Below are 17,769 nucleotides of genomic sequence, written 5' to 3'. Positions count from 1 at the left end.
GGCGCCCCCGGGACAGGGGGCTTGCCCGGCACTGGTTGACTGATGCCCCTCGGTAGTGCCGGCGAGCGGAGGAGGGGAGCGGTGTCACGGCTGATTTCCTGGGCGGTGCGCGCGGCCTGGTCATGGGCCAGACGCAAGGCCGACATCAAACGGGGGTCGCATGCTGCGGCGCGCTTCGCGGCCTACGGGGAGGGAACCTCGATAGCATTCCCGCCGGCCACCGTTTTCGGCGAACCCTGGATCCGCCTCGGCGCCCACACGCTCCTGGGCGGCGACATCACCCTCACCGCCGGATTCGTCCCCGGCCTGGACCTCGGCCCGGTACCGCTCGTCACCATTGGCGACGGCTGCACCATCGGCCGCGGTTCGCACGTGGTCGCACACCGGTCCATCGTCATCGAGGACAACGTCTTCACCGGCCCCTACGTCTACATCACCGACCAGAACCACGTCTACGCCGACACCGAGACCCCTGTGGGGCACCAGTGGCCCGCGGAAAGCCCCGTGCGTATCGGTGCGGGTACCTGGATCGGTGCGAACGCGGTGATCCTCCCGGGGGTGCATCTGGGGCGCAACTGCGTGGTTGCGGCCGGTTCGGTCGTGCGGCCGGGCGACTACCCCGACCACAGCGTCATCGCGGGGGTCCCCGGTCGGGTCGTCCGCCGTTACGATGCGCAAGACGGCTGGTCGCCGCCCCTCCGTGAGAACGCGGCTCCGCCCGCCGACTGAGGGCACACCTCACCCGCCCGATCCGTGGAAAGCGCGCGGAATCGGTGCGGCGGCGGCACTACCCTGAGCCCATGACTTACGAGGGTTTTGAAACACTGGCCATCCACGCTGGTCAGGAGGCCGACGCCGAGACCGGTGCGGTTGTGGTCCCCATCTACCAGACAAGCACCTACCGCCAGGACGGCGTGGGTGGGCTGCGTGGGGGCTACGAGTACTCCCGGACCGGCAACCCCACGCGCGCCGCCCTGGAGGAGTGCGTGGCGGCACTGGAGTCGGGGGCGCGCGGACTGGCTTTCGCTTCGGGCATGGCGGCAGAGGACACCCTGCTGCGCACCATCGCCAAGCCCGGGGACCACCTGATCATCCCGGGCGACGCCTATGGGGGTACTTTCCGACTGGTGTCCAAGGTCCTACAGCGCTGGGGCGTCGGCTGGGATGCCGTGGACCTGTCCGACCTGGACGCCGTACGCGCCGCGATCCGCCCGGAAACGGTCGCGGTCTGGGTCGAGACGCCCACCAACCCGCTCCTCAACATCGCCGACATCGGGGCGCTGGGCGAGATCGCGCACGCGGCGGGCGCGCTGCTGATCGTGGACAACACCTTCGCCTCGCCCTACCTGCAACGTCCCATCACGCTGGGCGCGGACGCGGTCGTGCACTCCACCACCAAGTACCTGGGAGGGCACTCCGACGTGGTCGGCGGGGCGCTGGTCACGGCCGACGCCGAGCTGGGGGAGCGTGTCGCCTTCCACCAGAACACGATGGGAGCGGTGGCCGGTCCCTTCGACGCGTGGCTGACCCTGCGCGGGATCAAGACGCTGGGCGTGCGCATGGACCGTCACTGCGCCAACGCCGAGCGCGTCGTCGCCGAACTGGTCGAGCACCCCGCCGTCGCTCAGGTCCTGTACCCCGGTTTGTCCGAGCACCCCGGCCACAAGGTCGCCGCAGCCCAGATGAGCGCTTTCGGAGGGATGGTCTCCTTCCGGCTGCGCGGCGGCGAGGAGGCGGCGTTGCGGGTGTGCGATCGGACCGAACTGTTCACCCTGGCGGAGTCGCTGGGAGGCGTGGAGTCCCTCATCGAACACCCGGGACGCATGACACACGCCTCCACCGCGGGGTCACCGCTGGAGGTTCCCGCCGACCTGGTGCGGATCTCCGTGGGAATCGAGTCCGGTGACGACCTCGTCGCCGACCTGCTGACCGCTCTGGGGGAGTAGACCGCAGGGTGCCGTCCGCGACGACGTGTCAGGAGACGTCCGGCGACGCGGCGACGACGCGATCGCCCCGGCCCGCCCGCCAAGCGGCGCGGGTCAGGGGCGACGCCGGGCGCGTCTTCCGGAACCGCGCCGGGTCAGCAGGGCGTCCACCACGAACGCGCCCAACCGGTCGGGGTCGGGCCGAAGCATCCGGCCACCGTTGCGATCCACCACCTCTGTCACGAAAGCGGTCAACCGCGGGTCGTCGGCCAACATGAACACGGTGAGCCGTGCCCCACGCCGAGTCATCCGGTCCACCTCGGCCATGGTCGCCTCGGTCGTCTCGGCCGCCGGGGGATAGGCGAACCGGGCCGTCCCCTCGGAATCCAGATGGGCGGTGGGCTCGCCGTCGGTCACGACCAGTACAACCGGGTCGAACTCCGGATGGCGGTCCAGGTGCCGTCCGGCCAGGGCCAGCGCCTGGTGCAGGTTGGTGCCCTGCACCCAGTCCAGGGAAAGCTCCGCCAGTTCACCCGGGGCCAACACCCGTGCGTAGTCGTTGAACCCGATGATCTGCACGGCGTCCTGGGGGAAGCGCGTGCTGACCAGCGAGTGCAGTGCCATCGCGGTCTGTTTGGCTGTCCCCCACAGGTCGCGGCCCACCATCGAGTAGGACAGATCCACCAGCAGGCACACCGCTGCCGCATCGCGCCGCTCGGTCTCGGCCACCTCGAAGTCCTCGGGCCGCAGTCGCACCCGCCCGGCCGGCCCCGCAGGGCGAGCAGCAGCATTGACGACCGTTCGCACCACATCCAGCGGCTGCTCGTCACCGAAGCGCCAGGGACGGGTCGTGCCGGTGCGCTCGCCGGAAGCACCCGTGTCCGAGACGGAGTGAGCGCCCGGGCGGGGCGCAGAGCGATCGGAGAGAACGTCGCGCAACGCTGTGTCGGCCAGCCGCCGCACCGCCTTGGGCGTGAGCTCCAGCTTGTTGCGCGAACCCGAGAGGTACCCCTGATCGCGCAGCTGCCGGTCGAGTTCCCGCAGGCGCTTTAGCTCCTCGGCCGCGCCCGTCCCCAAGGACCGACGCACCGCAGCGGAGTCCACGTCGTCCAGGCGGGCACCGGGGTAGTCCTGTCCCAAGGCGGAGTCGAGTTCGGCGAGTTCGGCCAGCTCTTCCAGCACGCCGGTGGCGTCGCCCATCCCCAGCGCGGTCCCGCCGTCCACCGCCTCACCACCGGACCAGTCGAGGTCGGGGCGGCGCGAACGCAGCGATTGCCCCAGCCGGTCGAGCCGGTCTGCCAAGCCGGAGTCGATGGCTGCCTGACGGCCCAGCGCATCGAGTTCGGCACGCTGAGCCGGGGTCAGCGAGTTCAGCACCCGCCGTGCCGCCGCGGACCGCCGCGCCAACGAATCCACGAGTTCCCTGAGGTCGCGGGGCTGGTCGGGGAAGAGGTCGCCGTATTCGGCCATGAAACGCTCGAAGTTGACCCGGCCGTGTTCGCCGCGATCGTCAGCCGCCAGCATCGCGTTCAACGCGTCCAGCATCGTCGCCACGCGCCGCAGCTCTTCGGGGGACCCCCCGGAGAGAGCCTGTTTCATCCCACGGAACTGCGCGTCCAGCACCTCGCGCCGCAGCAGGCTGCGCAGTTCCTCGAACGTTGCCCGCGCGGTGTCGGACCGCCACTCGTACCCGGCGAGGCCGCGCACCGCGGCTGCGGCGTCGGCCGGCAGGTCATCGAGTTGGGCCTCGCGCAACCTCGCCTCGTCTCCGGGGTCGGGAAAGAGCGCGGCGCGCTCCTCGCCCACGGCGCGGTCCAGCAGCCGTCGGGCCTCCTCCAAGGTGCCCGACAACCGGCCCGACGATCGGAGCCGCCCGGCCCGTTCCGAGGCCCGACGCCGCAGGTCCTCAAGACCACCCAATCCGCGTACACCGCGTCGGAGCAGCTCGCGCAGTGCCTGGCCCGGTCTTTCACCGGCCATGATGGACCGTCCCAGCTCGTCCAACGCCGCGCGCACGTCATAGGGCGCACGAAGAGGGTCGGGCCCGTCTTCGTACTCCCCGTAGCGAAACCCGCTCATCGCCCACGTCCTCGTCGATCAGGTGCGGTAACGGGCTCCGCCACCGGCGACGGTGTCCTTGGACAGTCGCCGGTTCAGGTAGAGGCCCTCCAAGGCGAACTCTAGGGCTGCCGCGGCGTACCCGGGTTCGACCGCCGGGTCGTCCTCGTCCTCGGGACGCACCCGGTCCAGGAGCTCGGACAGGCCGCGCACGGGCCCCACCCGCTCCAGGAGCTCCCCCGCTGAGACCAGTTCGCCGGACTCGACCGTCGAGCCCTCGCTGAACCGTTCCACGAGAGGACCGAGGTCCACCCCGCCCAGTGTGTCGCGGAAGGCGTCGTAGACGGCGCGGCGCAGCAGGTGCGTCAGCACCTCCGCCTCCCGGCCCTCCTCGCTCACCTCGAACTCGACCTTGCCGCGCAGTGTCCCCACGGCAGGAAGCAGGTCGCACACCCGTGCCACCGGGCGCTTCTCCGACACCAGGGCTGCCCGGCGCTCCGCCGATGCCGCAGCGGTCTCCAAGGCCGCGATGGCGAACCGTGCCGACACGCCCGAGCGTTCGTCCACGGAGGAGGACTCGCGCACCAGGCGGGTGAAGCGGGCAACGATCTCCACCAGGTGCGGCGGTACCACTACGGTGCCCTTGACGTCGCTCTCCTGGGCGATCAGGGCCACTTCGTCGGCCAGATCCGGGGGGTAGTGGGTGCGAATCTGCGCCCCGAACCGGTCTTTGAGCGGGGTGATGATCCGCCCCCGGTTGGTGTAGTCCTCGGGGTTGGCGCTGGCGATGACGAGCATGTCCAGCGGCAGCCGCAACTGGTAGCCGCGAATCTGGACGTCGCGCTCCTCCAGCACGTTGAGCATCGCCACCTGGATCCGGGCGGCCAGGTCGGGCAGCTCGTTGAGGCAGAAGACACCCCGGTTGGAGCGCGGGACCAGACCATAGTGCACGGTCTCGGGATCGCCCAGGCTCCGTCCCTCGGCCAGCCGGACCGGATCGACGTCACCGATCAGGTCACCGACGCCGGTGTCGGGGGTCGCCAACTTCTCGCCGTAGCGCTCACCCCGGTGCCGCCAGGAGATCGGGAGGTCGTCGCCGTGCTCGGCCGCCAGGCGACGCGCCTCGGGGGAGACCGGTGCGTAGGGGTGGTCGTTGAGGGCGCACCCGGTGACGACGGGGGTCCACTCGTCGAGCAAGCCGGCGACCGTCCGGATGAGCCGGGTCTTGCCCTGGCCGCGCTCGCCGAGCAGCACCACGTCGTGCCCCGCCAGAAGGGCCCGTTCCAGCTGGGGAAGCACCGTGTCGTCGAATCCGACGATCCCGGGAAAGCGCTCCCGGCCGGTCCGCATGCGTTCCAGCAGGTTCGCGCGGATCTCGTCCTTGACGGTGCGGTGGACGTGCCCGGAGGCGCGCAGCGCACCCAGGGTCGGGGGGAGGTCTGCGTGATCTGACACAGGGGCGAGTCTATTGCGTGACGCCCACTGCGGTAGTGACGCGCACCACAACTTTGTCCTGGCTGCTCGGTGAGTGCGCAGGGTAGGGCCCGAGAAGGTGGGGAAGCACGTCCGGGCGGACCACGACCCCGGCGGAACCGGGTCGTCGGCGCGCGTCCGTGCGTTGCTGGGACAATGAAGCAGATACCTTGCACTACTCAACAAGGAGGCTGGCGAGTGGCCCGGTTCGGCGATGCCCTGGCGACCGGGGCCGATCTGGTGAGTGCGGCCGAGCGTGCCGCGGAACTCGCACTCGGCAAGCTCGACGGTCCGGCGGACCTTGTCTGCGTCTTCGTCAGCGGAACCGATGCCGAGGAGGTGGGGCTCGCCGGGGAGCGGGTGATGGCCCTCGCCGAGACGGCGACCACCATCGGGTGCAGTGGCAACGGGGTCATCGGCGGCGGTCGCGGGGTCGAGGGTCAAGGCGCGGTGAGCGTGTGGGCGGCGATGCTTCCCGGAGTGACCCTGACCCCTTTCGGCCTTGACGCAGTGCCGGAGGGCGAGCGTCTCGCCATCGTCGGGATGACCGAGCCCGCCCCGGCCGACCGCGCGGCCCTGCTGCTGGCCGACCCCTACGTCTTCCCCACGCATTCCTTCGTGCAGCGCTCCCACCCGGTACTCGGCGAACTGCCCATAGTCGGCGGGCTCGCGGACGGCGCGCACGGCGCCGAGGACGTCCGACTGTTCCTCCAGGGAGAGACGGTCCGGGCAGGCGCCGTGGGCCTGCTGCTCGGGGGCGAGGGGGTGGCGGGAACCGCCGTCAGTCAGGGCTGCCGCCCCATCGGGCCGTCCATGGCCGTCACCAAGGCCGAGGACAACGTCATCCTGGAGCTTGCCGGTACCCCCGCCTACGACAAGCTCGAGGACATCGTCAACGCGATTCCCACCGAGGAACAGGACCTGGTGGCACAAGGGCTGCACATCGGTATCGCCATGGACGAATACGCCGAACGCCACGAACAAGGGGACTTCCTCATCCGCGGCGTGGTCGAGGCGGACCCCGACCACGGCGCGATCACCATCGGTGACATGGTCGAGGTCGGGCAGACCGTACGGTTCCAGGTCCGCGACCACGACAGCGCCGACAGCGACCTGGTGGAACAGTTGCGCGAGTTCGCCGAAGGGCCCGGGGCAGGCGCCGAAGCAGCGCTGCTGTTCTCCTGCAACGGCCGCGGGACCCAGATGTTCTCCAGCGCCGACCACGACGTCGCCTGCGTGCGTCAGACCTTGGGGGTCAACGCGGTCGGCGGCTTCTTCGCCGCCGGGGAGATCGGTCCCGTCGCCGGCCGCAACCACCTGCACGGTTTTACCGCCTGCGTCCTCGCTTTCACCGGCTGACCCCCGATGGGGGTTTCTTTACCGGCGTGTCCGACATTGTCCGGCGCGCCCTCTTCGTGACCGTCCGACTCCGGGTGCTTACTGGGGGTGGTCAAAACGACATGGAGGGCACGGACATGCCGCACGCCTGGATGAGACTCGGTGCCGTCGCCGCGGCAGGAGCCGTGACGCTGGCGGTTCTGCCGCGCCCGGAACCGGCGCAGGCCGTGGTCGGGGAAGAAGACCACGCCACGGACTCCTGGATCCGCGAGGACCTGGCCGCGGCCGATCTGTCGGGCGTCACCCTGAGCGACACGGGACTGACCCCGGTCGGGCCCGTCGGCGGATTCGCCCCCGACCCTTCCACCGCACGCGATATCCACGGGGGAGTGCCTTCCGCACTGGCGGTCTTCCCCGCACACCATCTCCAGCACAGGGCAGGCGCCGTGGAGATCGAGGTTGACACCGACGCCGGGCGCGCCGACCTCACAGTGGAGGCGCGCGGAGTGCGTTCCGACGGGATCTGGACCGAATGGCGGCAAGCGCCCGACCCTACGGCCACCAGCCGATTCGAGTTGCCCGACCAGGTTGACCAGGTTCAGGTACGGGTGGCGATCGACCCCGCCGCGGGGCCCGCCGCCCACGTCTCAGGGGTGCGGGTACGCCCGATCGAGGGTGGTGCCGAACGGCGTGCGACTCCGGGCGCCCCCCAATCCTCCCGGGTCTTCACCACGCGTATCGGACTGGTCGGAGACCGCACCGCGAACGGGGACACCATCCGCCCCAATGCCCACTTCGCCGCGCTGCCGTCCAGACGGGGCCTGGCACCCAAAGGAACCGGTGACTACACGGTCCGGGTGTGCACCCCCGATTCCGCTGAGCCCCGTTGCGTCTACGTCCCCGTGTGGGACGTCGGGCCGTGGAACATCAAGGACGACTACTGGAACAACCCGCGGGAGAGCTGGACCGACCTGCCGCAGGGCAAGCCCCAGGCCCAGGCGGCCAACCAGGAGGGCTACAACAGGGGGCTGGACGGATTCGGGCGCAGGGTCGCCAACCCTGCGGGCATCGACCTCGCCGACGGTGCCTTCTGGGAGGGACTGCGGCTGCGCACCAACGCCTGGGTCACCGTGGACTACCTGTGGACCGGTCGTTACGCCCACCGCGCGGAAGTGGGGTCTGCCAACGGCTCCGACCCGGTGATCGTGCGCTCAGGTCCCAGTACGTCCCACGACGACATCGGTCTGGCCGCGCACCGGGCCAACGTGGACGTCGCCTGCCAGGCGACGGGAACCGAGGTGACCGGTCCGCAGGGCACCAGTGACACCTGGTATCGGATCGGAACGGCCGACTACCTGCCGGCCTCGTTCGTGTCCGGGGGCAGTGAGGCGCCGTCCTGTGCGGAGGCGGCAGTGGAGCCCGAGGAACCGACCGGGTATGCCCCGTCCTGCCCGGCAGCGCCGAAACCGGTCGCGCCGGTCGAACCCGTTCGTCCCTGCGGCGGATCCGCTCCGACCTACTAGGCCGGCCGTTTCAAGGAGCCGGACCGTGGTCAGGTCCTCACCACGATGGTTCCGGCCGCCCGGTCGTGCAGTGACTGGGAGCGCTGGGCGTCGGTCAACGAAGCAAGACAGTCCACCAGCGTCCAGAACTGCCCCAGGCACAGCACCGACTGCGGGAGCCCGAAGAAAGCGCTGCGCAGGATCGTCTGGCCCTGGCGCAACGGCCCGCCGTCGGTGCGCACCACGCGGACGGAGAGCGCCATCTGGCCCAGGGTCCGGCCGGAGCCGATGAGGAACAGCCAGTCGTACAGGAACAGCGCGACGCCCCAGCCGAAGAGGACCACCCAGGCCAGCACGCCGGCGGAACTGTCGGAGATCTCCCCGTCCGAAGAGATCACGCCGAGGAAGATCGAGATGAAGACGAACAACAGGAACAGCACGAAGGAGAGTACGACGTAGTCGATGATCCTTGCCGTCACCCTGCGCCCGAACCCGGCCAACCGGAGGCCGGTCCGGCTGTCCACCGGCCCGTTGTCGGGGAACCCGGCGCCTCCGTAGTGGGCCGGTGGTCCGCCCGGGTAGGGGCCTGGAACGCCTCCGTAGGGCTGGGGGTTCTGCCAGTGTGGAACGTTCACTCCAGCATTATGACGCTTTTTGCGGATCCGCCGTGCTTCCCCGGCTATTTCGCAGTCCGCGGAACCGTGGACCCTTTCCGTCAGCCGGTGCCGTGCGCCCGATTCCCCGCGTGCCCGCCGGAGGACCCGCGCAACGCGGAAGGGGTGGCCCCTGGCCACCCCTTCCGCGTATCGCCTAGGGGTTACAACCCGCCGTAGGGGACGGCATCGATGATCTCGACCGTGTTGCTCCGGCCGTTGGGGAGCGTGTAGCTGGCCTTCTCGCCGGGACGCTTGCCGTTGATGGCCGCACCCAGAGGGGACTTGGGGGAGTAGACGTCGATCGGCGCACCGCTCTCCTCGCGGGAAGCGAGCAGGAAGGTGACTTCCTCGTCGTCGCCGTCGAACTTGATCGTGACCGTCATGCCCGGGCCGACCACACCCTCGCTGCGGGGGGCCTCGCCCACGCGCGCGTTGTTCAGGATCGACTGGAGATGCACGATGCGGGCCTCGATCTTGCCCTGCTCCTCCTTTGCGGCGTGGTAACCGCCGTTCTCCTTCAGGTCCCCCTCTTCCCGGGCGGCTTCGATCCGGTCGGCGATCTCGATGCGACCAGGCCCTGACAGGTGCTCCAGCTCCGCTGTGAGCCGGTCATACGCCTCCTGGGTGAGCCAGGTGACGTTGTCATCACGGGTCTCGGTCACGGGAACTCCCTTAGTGCGTCTAGGGACCGCGCCACCTATGGGTGCGGTAGATGAACTTACGAGATTAGCACCGAGAGCCTGAGGTGTCGGGGCCGTGAAAAGCCCGCACGCGGCATGCACTCGGGCTGGTCCGTGCGGGTCAGGGCGACAGGTGTTCTGGTTCGGGGTGTGGGCGGCTCAGGCTACTCGGTGGAGTCGGTCGAAAGACCTTGTTCCCTGCAGGAGGCCACTTCTACCGCCGAAGCGCGACGAACTGTGTCGATCGTGGTTCCGGTGTCCTGTACGCCGCTGCCGACCGACACCTCGGTCTGGCCCACCTGGACGTGCTGCGCATCGGTCGCCGTGATCAGGCACAGCGCCCCTGCCTTGCTGTTGACCTGGAAACTGATGTGCGCCTCGGAGTCGGAGACGACCTTCCAGGCAACGGTCTGGTAGTGGACCTGACCGGGGCCGTTGCCGCTGTAACTCAACAGGGCCAGCCCCCAGCCGACCGTGAAAACCGCCGCGGCGAGGACGCCCAGGACGAAGAAGAACGGCTTGTTGCCCAGCCGTCGCCGTGCGGGAGCCGCGGTGGGCGCGGCATCGGCCGTGGCTTCATCAGGCGTGGGCGGCATACGGGAATCTCCGAACGTGGGATCGACGTTGTCTAAGATAGCCCTGTCTCGACAGGCTCCCGCTTCGCCCCCACATACCGCCCCTCCCGCGCGTGTGGGCACCGTCACCACCCGGTGCCGAAGCGGCCTCCACCAGCCGCCCAAAGATCACCAAGGGGTCATCTCCATTGTCCGAGCGTTTGCGGCTCATGGCCGTTCATGCCCACCCAGACGACGAGTCGAGCAAGGGCGCCGCCACCATGGTGCGCTATGCGAAAGAAGGCGTCGAAGTCCTGGTCGTCACGCTCACCGGCGGTGAGCGCGGCTCCATCCTGAACCCTGCCATGGACCGGCCGGAGATCCTGGCCAACATCGGCGAGGTTCGGCGCAAGGAGATGGCGGAGGCCCGCGCCATCCTGGGGGTGGAGCAGGAGTTTTCCGGCTTCACCGATTCCGGGCTGCCCGAAGGCGATCCGCTGCCTCCGCTCCCCGAGGGCTGTTTCGCCCTCCAGCCCCTGGAGACGGCGGCGGAGCCGCTGGTGCGCTCCGTGCGCAGTTTCCGTCCGCATGTCATCCTCACCTACGACGAGCAGGGCGGATACCCTCACCCCGACCACATCATGTGCAACAAGGTCTCGGTCGAGGCGTTCGAGGCCGCAGGAGACCCGGGACGCTATCCCGGGACCGGTGACCCTTGGCAGCCGCTCAAGCTCTACTACCACGTGTCCTTCCCGCCCCAGCGTTTCGAGGCGATCGCGGCCGTCCTCGCCGAACGCGGCATGGAGAACCCGTTCCCCGAGTGGCTGCAGCGGATGCGCGACCGGGACGTCCCCCAGTGGGACATCACCACCCGGGTCACCTGTGACGAATACTTCGACACCAGGGACCGCGCCCTCATCGCGCACGCCACCCAGATCGACCCCAACAGCTTCTGGTTCGCGGTCCCCAACGAGATCCAGGGCGAGGCATGGCCCACCGAGGACTACCACCTGGCCCGTTCCCTGGTGGACACCGAGCTCCCCGAGGTTGACCTCTTCGCGGGCGTGCACGAGGCGGTGAGAACATGATCGGTATGCAGACCCAAGCGCCCCAGCTCGCCCAGTCCGCCAACATCGTCGCCAGCACCGTCACCCCCGGGGTGCTCGGCTTCATCGTCATCGCGCTGATCGGGGGTGCCCTGTACTTCCTGATGCGCAACATGAACAAGCATCTGGCCGTCATGCGCGCCAGCGACTTCGGGGCAGAGCCCGCCCCGACCGCCGGCGACGACAAGGACAAGACCGAGTAACGCGGTGCGCCGGCCCGTGGCGGGCCGGCGCACGGTGACGCCCGCGCGTGCTTCGCCGAGGCCCACCGCCGCGACGTCCCGTTCCTCTTGTCCGTCGGCTACTCCGCCTGCCACTGGTGCCAGTGCACTTATTTGAACCCATAAGAGCCGACCAGCTGTGACGACATAGGGTTCCATCGAGAATGCTGATGGTCACGACGTTGAAGCGAAGATTGATGCCTGGAAGGCAAGAGCAGCTTGCCGCCCCGCCTGTCTGGTCCAAGGAGAAGTGGGACACCATCGTGACGACCTTGGAGCTGGACGGCCCTTCTTGAGTAAGTTGACGACCTTCGGTGCGGCTCAGGAGGGGAGGGAAAGCTTCCGATCTCCGCAGGTACTAGGCAGTGCCTTTCCGGTCATCCGTTCGTTGGGTTGGTCGTGAGGGGTGGGGAAAGGCGACGCGGCGTGGTCGGTGATCGAGTCGTTGTTGCCGCCTGTGGGCCGCCCGAGGCAGATTGCGGGACCATCGCCAGGTCCTCGAGGGCATCGTGTTCAAGTTCCGCACCGGGCTGCCCTGGAGGGACCTGTCGGAGCGGTTCAAACTCTGGCAGACCGTCCTACGGGCACTTCGCCCGCTACTAGGCGGTGGACGTGTGGATGGATGACGACCCGGACGCGGTGTGAGACGAGTTCCTGGAACTGATCGGATCGGGCTATTAGGGCTACAGCTGCGTGTCCTCGATCGGCTGGGCCAGCGGACCGGACCGGCGGTCCGAACGAACGGAACCGGTTCCGTAGTGATTCTTGCAGAGTTAGTTACGTTTGGGTGGACTGACGCTGCAGAGTTAGTTGCATCTGCGTGTAACTAACTCTGCGAGATTTTAAAATCATGTGTAACTATGGCTGCATGGACCGTGGAGAGCAGCTGAGGCGTATCGCTGAGCACGCCGCTGACCAATGGGGCCTTGTAACTGCTGCCCAAGCGAAGCGGATCGGCCTGAGCGCCGTGCAGATCATGCGCCTGGCCGAGACGGGACTGATCGAGAACGTCGGCAGAGGTGTCTACCTCCTTCAAGCGGCAGGCTTCCCCCTGCACCTGGAGATCAAGGTTGCTTGGCTGCGCCTGCAACCTGCGGCCTTTGCCTCGGAGCGCCCGCTGGGGGACAGGGACTCCGGTGTCGTTTCCCACGCCTCCGCATGCCAGCTCCACGGTCTGGGGGACATTCCCGCTCCCAATGCCGAGATCAGCGTGCCCCGACGACGCACGACCACCGAGCCATTCGTCCACCTGCGCACTGTGCAACTAGAACCGGACGACATTACCCTCGTCCAAGGACTACCGGTGACTACAGCTCGCCGCACCATTCTCGACCTGCTCCGCACCAAAGCCGACGGCGGCCACCTCGGCGGAGTAATCGCCGACGCGGAACGTCTCGACCTCATCGAGATCCAGGATCTCCAGGAAGCCGTCGAGCCCTTTGCCCGCAACTATGGTCTTCCCGCCCAGGCCACAGGGCAGGACCTCATCGAGCACCTGGTTGATCAAGCCAGCAAGCACCTGAGATCCCAGGAAGTCGCCAGAGCCAGCAGAGAAGGCTTCGCCGCCGCCCTCGAACTCATGACTCGGGACGACTACGAACCTAGTCCTGACCTCCGGCAGTCAATCCAGGCCATGCGGCGGATGAGTGAGCAGATGGCGTTGCCGAACAGTGCTCTGCAGGAGTTTGCGCGGCGGATGAATGAGCAGCTTGCGGCGACGAACGCTCCTCTGCAGGAGGTGCGGCGCTTGCACAAGCAGACCGCGAATCCCCGAGCTCTCGAACCAGGAAGCCGCGCCGAAACTGTCCGAAGCTGTCCCGCGGTCGAACAACAAGACTCATCAAGCGACCGGGCGGCTCACGAGACATCTACGGACCAACCAGCCCAGATCCGTGGCACGGACGATGTTCAAAAAGACACGGGCGGCAGACCGGACTCCGAGTACGATCAGTGATCCAACTGACTGCCGGGGAATGCCCACTTGGAGAAGACCTACGCCACACCTGGAGCCTTCCGATCGGCTTTGGGCCAGGCGGCGCGCAAAATGTCCCGTGAGACTGGCATGAGTGTCAACGACCTCATGAAGATCTTCTACTTCAACCGGCTAGCTGCCCGTGTGTTCACTAGGGACCCAAGCGGCTGGCTCATCAAAGGCGGGCAAGCCCTTCTTGTCCGCTACCGAGGTGCCGCCCGCCTCAGCCAGGACATCGACCTTCAGAGCACCAACCTCGACCTCACGGCTGATGATGTCCGGCAACTGGTCATAGACGCGGCCGCCTTAGACCTCGGCGACTTTCTTCGTTACGCCCCCACTAAGTACACCGATGCCGCAGAGGACGGTCGTGGCGGCTCCCAGTCCTTCAAGGTGTACCTCGGGACCGCCGAGGTGATGACTATCAAGGTTGACCTCGTCGTCGGTCGCCCGCTCACCGGGGCGGTCGAAGTGCGCACGCTTAGGTCTGCTGTCAACCTCGAATGGCCCGTGGACTGGCCCGAGGTTCGTCTGTACCCGGTTGTTGACCACGTCGCCGACAAGATCTGCGCCATGTACGAACGACATGGCGCAAGCGGGCAGCACGGATCCAATCGTTACCGCGATCTCGCGGACCTTCTTCTCATCGGCCAACAGGAGACGGTCCCCAGCCAAGCTGCTCTCCGAGCTCTGCAGCGCGAAGCTCACAGACGCCGCGGCTGCGGCACTCACCTACCCCTCCCCGACGCCTTCCAGATACCCGGAACCGATTGGCACGAGGGCTACCCCAAACAAGCCAAATTGGTTCTGGGACTGAACGGCTGCGCGACCCTTTCCGAGGCAGCTGTTCTTGCTGCCGCCTTCGTCGGTCCCCTGCTGAGCGGCACCGCCAGCGGCAGCTGGAGCCCGAGCGCCACCGCCTGGATCTAGATCTTGGGTGGGATGCGGATCCCGCCGTCGGCGGCCACCTGGTGGATGGAGTCGAGTTGCGAATGGCACCGGGCCGGAGTTGACCGGTCCCGAGCAGCCACGATCCTGCGCGCCGTGCCTGGAAGAAGCCGCGTCCATGGGACTGGCGGGGGGCGATGGTCCGGCTCCACCTCATCCCGGGCATCGGTCCCTGGACTGCGGCCGAGACGCTGCAATGCGCCCTCGGTGCCCCCGACGCGCTCACCTTGGAGGATCTCCACCTGCCCGTGCAGATCGGCTACGCCTTCACCTGTGCTCGGGGCGGCACCGACGAACAGATACTGGAACGGACCACCTTTGTTCGCGCGGGGAGCACCTTCTGAACTGCAGTGTCAGAGGGACTTTGCAGTCTGCGTGATTGAGGCCAGCGCCGGGATCGTTTCGGTGCTGACCGTGGTCGGCTCTTGGCTCCTCAGAGGGTCCTGAGGTCGGTCGTGACGGAGAACGGGGCGATGGCTTTCACAGTGCCGGTGAAGATCTCGCTGTCCCGGTAGGGCTTGTCGGCGGGGTCGAGGACGCTAGATGTGGACGATCGGAATGCCAGCCTTGGTGTACTGGTCCGCCTTCACGATCCGGTCTGTGGTTTCTGGCCCTGGGGACACGACCTCGACGACCAGGAGGACGTGCTCTGGGCGGGTGGGTGTGAGGTCGATGGTCTCCGCCCGGTATACGGTGACGGCTGGACGGCGGTTGGTGAGCGGCACGTCCGGCAAGCGGACGTCGAAGTCCGTGTCGCCTTTTCAGTCCGGGCCCGCGGCGGCGTCCAGGGCATTGGCCAGGAGTTGAGCCAGCCGGTTGCGCCGCTTGGAAGCGCTCGGGCTCACGACGACCATCCCGTCCACGATCTCAATGCCGGCGCACTGCTCCTCGGACCAGGATTCGTACTGTTCCGCGCTGATCTGCGTATGCATCCACGCAGGCGCTGCCATCTCGGAGGCCATGGTGTACCTCCTTCGAGAGGCCTTGGCAGGTGCGGCGCTGCTGCGCCAAGCCTACTGTTTCGAGGTGCCGGGATGCCCGACTCGGAAGGGAAGGAGCCGCCCGCCACGTCATGGCGCATAAGTGCAATTCGGCCAAGTGAGGTGGGCTCGTCAGTGATTCACCGGTCGCGGCAGACGCTGTGAGAGGCTGACTTTCATGAACCGGTTGGCTGGTGCGACCTCGCCTTATCTACTTCAGCATGCCGACAACCCGGTCAACTGGTTCCCCTGGGGTGAGGAGGCGTTCGCCGCGGCCCGCCGCCGCGACGTCCCGGTCCTGCTGTCCATCGGCTACTCCGCCTGCCACTGGTGCCACGTCATGGCGCACGAGTCCTTCGAGGACGAGCGAACCGCCCAGCTCATGAATGCCGGGTTCGTCGCCGTCAAGGTCGATCGTGAGGAACGCCCCGATGTGGACACCGTCTATATGGAGGCCACCCAGGCCATGACCGGCCAAGGCGGTTGGCCCATGACGGTCTTCCTCAGCCCCGAAGGGGCGCCCTTCTACTGCGGCACCTACTTTCCCCGCGACCACTTCCAACGGCTGCTGCTCGGGGTCTCCCAGGCGTGGAACGAGGACCGGGACGGTGTCCTCGACCAAGGCAGACGAGTGGTGGACGCGCTCAGCGGGCCGCGAGTCCCCCCGAGCGGGGAGTGCCCCGACGCCGACGTCCTGTCGGCGGCCGCGGCCGCGCTGGCCGATGCCTACGACGGCGTCAACGGCGGATACGGCAGCGCGCCCAAGTTCCCGCCGTCCATGATCATCGAATTCCTCCTGCGCCATCACGACCGCCTCTCCCGTACGGGGGAGCGGCCCGAAGCCGCGGGGGAGGCACTGCGGCTGGCTACCCACACCACGACGGCCATGGCCCGTGGCGGTATCTACGATCAGCTCGGTGGAGGGTTCGCCCGCTACTCGGTGGACGCGGGCTGGGTGGTCCCGCACTTCGAGAAGATGCTCTACGACAACGCCCTGCTCCTGCGCGCCTACACCCATCTGTGGCGCCGGACCGGGGACGGGCTGGCCCGCAGGGTCGCGCTGGAGACCGCCGACTGGCTCGTCGCGGAACTCGCCACCGACGAAGGCGGTTTCGCTTCCGCGCTCGACGCCGACACCGAAGGCGAAGAGGGGCTGTTCTACGTCTGGACGCCTGAACAGTTGGACGAGGCCCTCGGAGCCGAAGACGGGCAGTGGGCCGCCCACCTGTTCGGTGTCACCGCCCAAGGCACCTTCGAGAACGGTGCCTCCGTCCTCCAGTTGCGTACCGACGCCGACGACCCGGACCGGTACTCCCGGGTCCGCGCGACCTTGCACACGGCCCGCTCCCTGCGGGAGGCCCCGGCACGCGACGACAAGGTCGTGGCGGCCTGGAACGGCCTCGCGATCGCTGCCCTGGCCGAGACCGGAGCCCTGCTGGACCGCCCCGACCTGGTCGAGAGCGCCCGTGGTGCGGCTCGTCTCCTCGTGGACGTGCACTACGCCGACGGCCGTCTGGTGCGCACCTCCCGTGACGGTGCGGCCGGGCGCAGCGCAGGCGTTCTGGAGGACTACGCCGACGTCGCCGAAGGACTGCTCGCCCTGCACGCGGTCACCGGGGAGCCCGAGTGGGTGCGGGTGGCCGGTGCGCTGCTGGACACGGTCCTGAAACGCTTCCCCGACGGCCACGGTGGTTTCTACGACACCGCGGACGACGCCGAGGAACTGTTCAACCGCCCTCAGGACCCCACGGACAACGCCACCCCCTCCGGCCGGTTCGCCGCTGCGGGCGCGCTCCTGAGCTACGCCGCCCTTACCGGGTCGCACCGTCACCGCGAGGCCGCGGAGTCGGCACTGTCCCTCGTCACCCTGCTGGCCGGCAGAGCCCCCAGGTTCGCCGGCTGGGGCCTGGCCGTAGCCGAGGCCAGGCTCGCCGGTCCGCTGGAGATCGCAGTGGTGGGCGCGACGGGCGATCCGGACGCCGACGCGCTGCATCGGGCTGCCCTGTTGGCCACCTCCCCGGGGGCCGTCATCACCCGTGGCGACGGCCGCGATGACGGCGGGATCGGCCTGCTGCGCGACCGGCCCCTGGTCGATGGCCGTGCCGCTGCCTACGTCTGCCGTGGCTTCACCTGTCGGCTGCCGGTCACCACTCCCGAGGAACTGGCCGTGGAGCTCGCCCAGGGCTGACCGATGTCCGGCAGAGCACCCTTCTCCCGCGTCACGTGCCCGCCAGCCGTCACCGGCCACGGATAGGGTCTCGTCTTCTCGCCCTTCGGTCTGATGGGATGAGAGGGCGCGATCGGGTTCACCCGGCGCAGCCCGGCAACACGCCTGCACGACAAACGGGGGAGGGGA

18 protein-coding genes and 1 pseudogene are annotated in these 17,769 nt (G+C 68.3%); 12 read left to right on the top strand and 7 right to left on the bottom strand.

Annotation, left to right across the window (positions count from 1 at the left end; genetic code table 11):
* Window positions 1–81: 81 nt before the first annotated feature.
* On the top strand, window positions 82–729 hold the full coding sequence (locus AC0VYP_RS20430) for an acyltransferase (RefSeq protein ID WP_285757681.1): 648 nt from the start codon (window positions 82–84) through the stop codon (window positions 727–729).
* A 71-nt stretch (window positions 730–800) separates the two neighbouring features.
* Window positions 801–1,946, top strand: coding sequence for a cystathionine gamma-synthase (locus AC0VYP_RS20425; protein WP_285757680.1), 1,146 nt, complete (start codon window positions 801–803; stop codon window positions 1,944–1,946).
* Between the two features lie 93 nt (window positions 1,947–2,039).
* Here the strand turns inward: AC0VYP_RS20425 and AC0VYP_RS20420 are convergent, their stop codons facing one another.
* Together AC0VYP_RS20420 and AC0VYP_RS20415 are read right to left on the bottom strand one after the other, a co-directional pair.
* Window positions 2,040–4,004 (bottom strand): vWA domain-containing protein, encoded by a 1,965-nt coding sequence (locus AC0VYP_RS20420; protein ID WP_475471290.1) that lies wholly within the window; start codon window positions 4,002–4,004, stop codon window positions 2,040–2,042.
* A gap of 18 nt (window positions 4,005–4,022) precedes the next feature.
* On the bottom strand, window positions 4,023–5,438 hold the full coding sequence (locus tag AC0VYP_RS20415) for a sigma 54-interacting transcriptional regulator (RefSeq protein ID WP_285757678.1): 1,416 nt from the start codon (window positions 5,436–5,438) through the stop codon (window positions 4,023–4,025).
* A gap of 216 nt (window positions 5,439–5,654) precedes the next feature.
* Between AC0VYP_RS20415 and AC0VYP_RS20410 the strand changes: the two genes are divergently transcribed.
* Together AC0VYP_RS20410 and AC0VYP_RS20405 are read left to right on the top strand one after the other, a co-directional pair.
* On the top strand, window positions 5,655–6,815 hold the full coding sequence (locus AC0VYP_RS20410; protein ID WP_475471288.1) for an FIST signal transduction protein: 1,161 nt from the start codon (window positions 5,655–5,657) through the stop codon (window positions 6,813–6,815).
* A 116-nt stretch (window positions 6,816–6,931) separates the two neighbouring features.
* Window positions 6,932–8,317 carry a hypothetical protein gene (locus AC0VYP_RS20405; protein ID WP_475471287.1) on the top strand — a complete coding sequence of 462 codons (1,386 nt, stop codon included), beginning with the start codon at window positions 6,932–6,934 and terminating at the stop codon, window positions 8,315–8,317.
* Window positions 8,318–8,346: 29 nt separating this feature from the next.
* On the opposite strand, the gene AC0VYP_RS20400 is transcribed toward AC0VYP_RS20405, so the two are convergent.
* The 3 genes from AC0VYP_RS20400 to AC0VYP_RS20390 all read right to left on the bottom strand — a co-directional run bounded on the left by AC0VYP_RS20400 (window position 8,347) and on the right by AC0VYP_RS20390 (window position 10,228).
* Window positions 8,347–8,931, bottom strand: a complete 585-nt coding sequence (locus tag AC0VYP_RS20400; protein ID WP_285757675.1) for an RDD family protein — start codon at window positions 8,929–8,931, stop codon at window positions 8,347–8,349.
* A gap of 182 nt (window positions 8,932–9,113) precedes the next feature.
* The gene (greA, locus tag AC0VYP_RS20395; RefSeq protein WP_285757674.1) at window positions 9,114–9,614 is read right to left on the bottom strand and encodes a transcription elongation factor GreA; all 501 of its coding nucleotides are present in this window, start codon (window positions 9,612–9,614) and stop codon (window positions 9,114–9,116) included.
* A gap of 182 nt (window positions 9,615–9,796) precedes the next feature.
* Complete coding sequence (locus AC0VYP_RS20390) at window positions 9,797–10,228, bottom strand: DUF4307 domain-containing protein (RefSeq protein WP_285757673.1); 432 nt, start codon at window positions 10,226–10,228, stop codon at window positions 9,797–9,799.
* A 167-nt stretch (window positions 10,229–10,395) separates the two neighbouring features.
* On the opposite strand from AC0VYP_RS20390, the gene mca reads away from it, so the two are divergent.
* The 7 genes and pseudogenes from mca to AC0VYP_RS20355 all read left to right on the top strand — a co-directional run bounded on the left by mca (window position 10,396) and on the right by AC0VYP_RS20355 (window position 14,777).
* Window positions 10,396–11,274 (top strand): mycothiol conjugate amidase Mca, encoded by an 879-nt coding sequence (gene mca / locus AC0VYP_RS20385; RefSeq protein WP_475471285.1) that lies wholly within the window; start codon window positions 10,396–10,398, stop codon window positions 11,272–11,274.
* Window positions 11,271–11,495, top strand: a complete 225-nt coding sequence (locus AC0VYP_RS20380; protein WP_475471284.1) for a hypothetical protein — start codon at window positions 11,271–11,273, stop codon at window positions 11,493–11,495. The genes mca and AC0VYP_RS20380 overlap by 4 nt, the downstream gene beginning before the upstream one ends.
* 57 nt (window positions 11,496–11,552) lie before the next feature.
* Window positions 11,553–11,639, top strand: a pseudogene (locus AC0VYP_RS20375) (DUF255 domain-containing protein); the annotation flags it as partial.
* A gap of 350 nt (window positions 11,640–11,989) precedes the next feature.
* Complete coding sequence (locus AC0VYP_RS20370; protein ID WP_475471282.1) at window positions 11,990–12,139, top strand: transposase; 150 nt, start codon at window positions 11,990–11,992, stop codon at window positions 12,137–12,139.
* Window positions 12,140–12,381: 242 nt separating this feature from the next.
* Window positions 12,382–13,467, top strand: coding sequence for a type IV toxin-antitoxin system AbiEi family antitoxin domain-containing protein (locus AC0VYP_RS20365; protein WP_475471281.1), 1,086 nt, complete (start codon window positions 12,382–12,384; stop codon window positions 13,465–13,467).
* A gap of 27 nt (window positions 13,468–13,494) precedes the next feature.
* The gene (locus tag AC0VYP_RS20360; protein ID WP_475471279.1) at window positions 13,495–14,415 is read left to right on the top strand and encodes a nucleotidyl transferase AbiEii/AbiGii toxin family protein; all 921 of its coding nucleotides are present in this window, start codon (window positions 13,495–13,497) and stop codon (window positions 14,413–14,415) included.
* 155 nt (window positions 14,416–14,570) lie between these two features.
* The gene (locus AC0VYP_RS20355) at window positions 14,571–14,777 is read left to right on the top strand and encodes a hypothetical protein (protein ID WP_475471277.1); all 207 of its coding nucleotides are present in this window, start codon (window positions 14,571–14,573) and stop codon (window positions 14,775–14,777) included.
* Between the two features lie 195 nt (window positions 14,778–14,972).
* Here the strand turns inward: AC0VYP_RS20355 and AC0VYP_RS20350 are convergent, their stop codons facing one another.
* Complete coding sequence (locus AC0VYP_RS20350) at window positions 14,973–15,158, bottom strand: Uma2 family endonuclease (protein ID WP_475471275.1); 186 nt, start codon at window positions 15,156–15,158, stop codon at window positions 14,973–14,975.
* Window positions 15,159–15,194: 36 nt separating this feature from the next.
* Entirely contained in the window at window positions 15,195–15,395 is a 201-nt protein-coding gene (locus tag AC0VYP_RS20345; RefSeq protein ID WP_475471273.1) for a hypothetical protein, read from the bottom strand.
* 196 nt (window positions 15,396–15,591) lie between these two features.
* Between AC0VYP_RS20345 and AC0VYP_RS20340 the strand changes: the two genes are divergently transcribed.
* Window positions 15,592–17,601, top strand: coding sequence for a thioredoxin domain-containing protein (locus AC0VYP_RS20340; protein WP_475471271.1), 2,010 nt, complete (start codon window positions 15,592–15,594; stop codon window positions 17,599–17,601).
* Window positions 17,602–17,769: the final 168 nt, after the last annotated feature.

This window comes from Nocardiopsis sp. iso_186, from assembly GCF_056173365.1.
The sequence above is the reverse complement of the archived record's forward strand: the minus strand, read 5'-3'. Positions and strand labels throughout refer to the sequence as shown.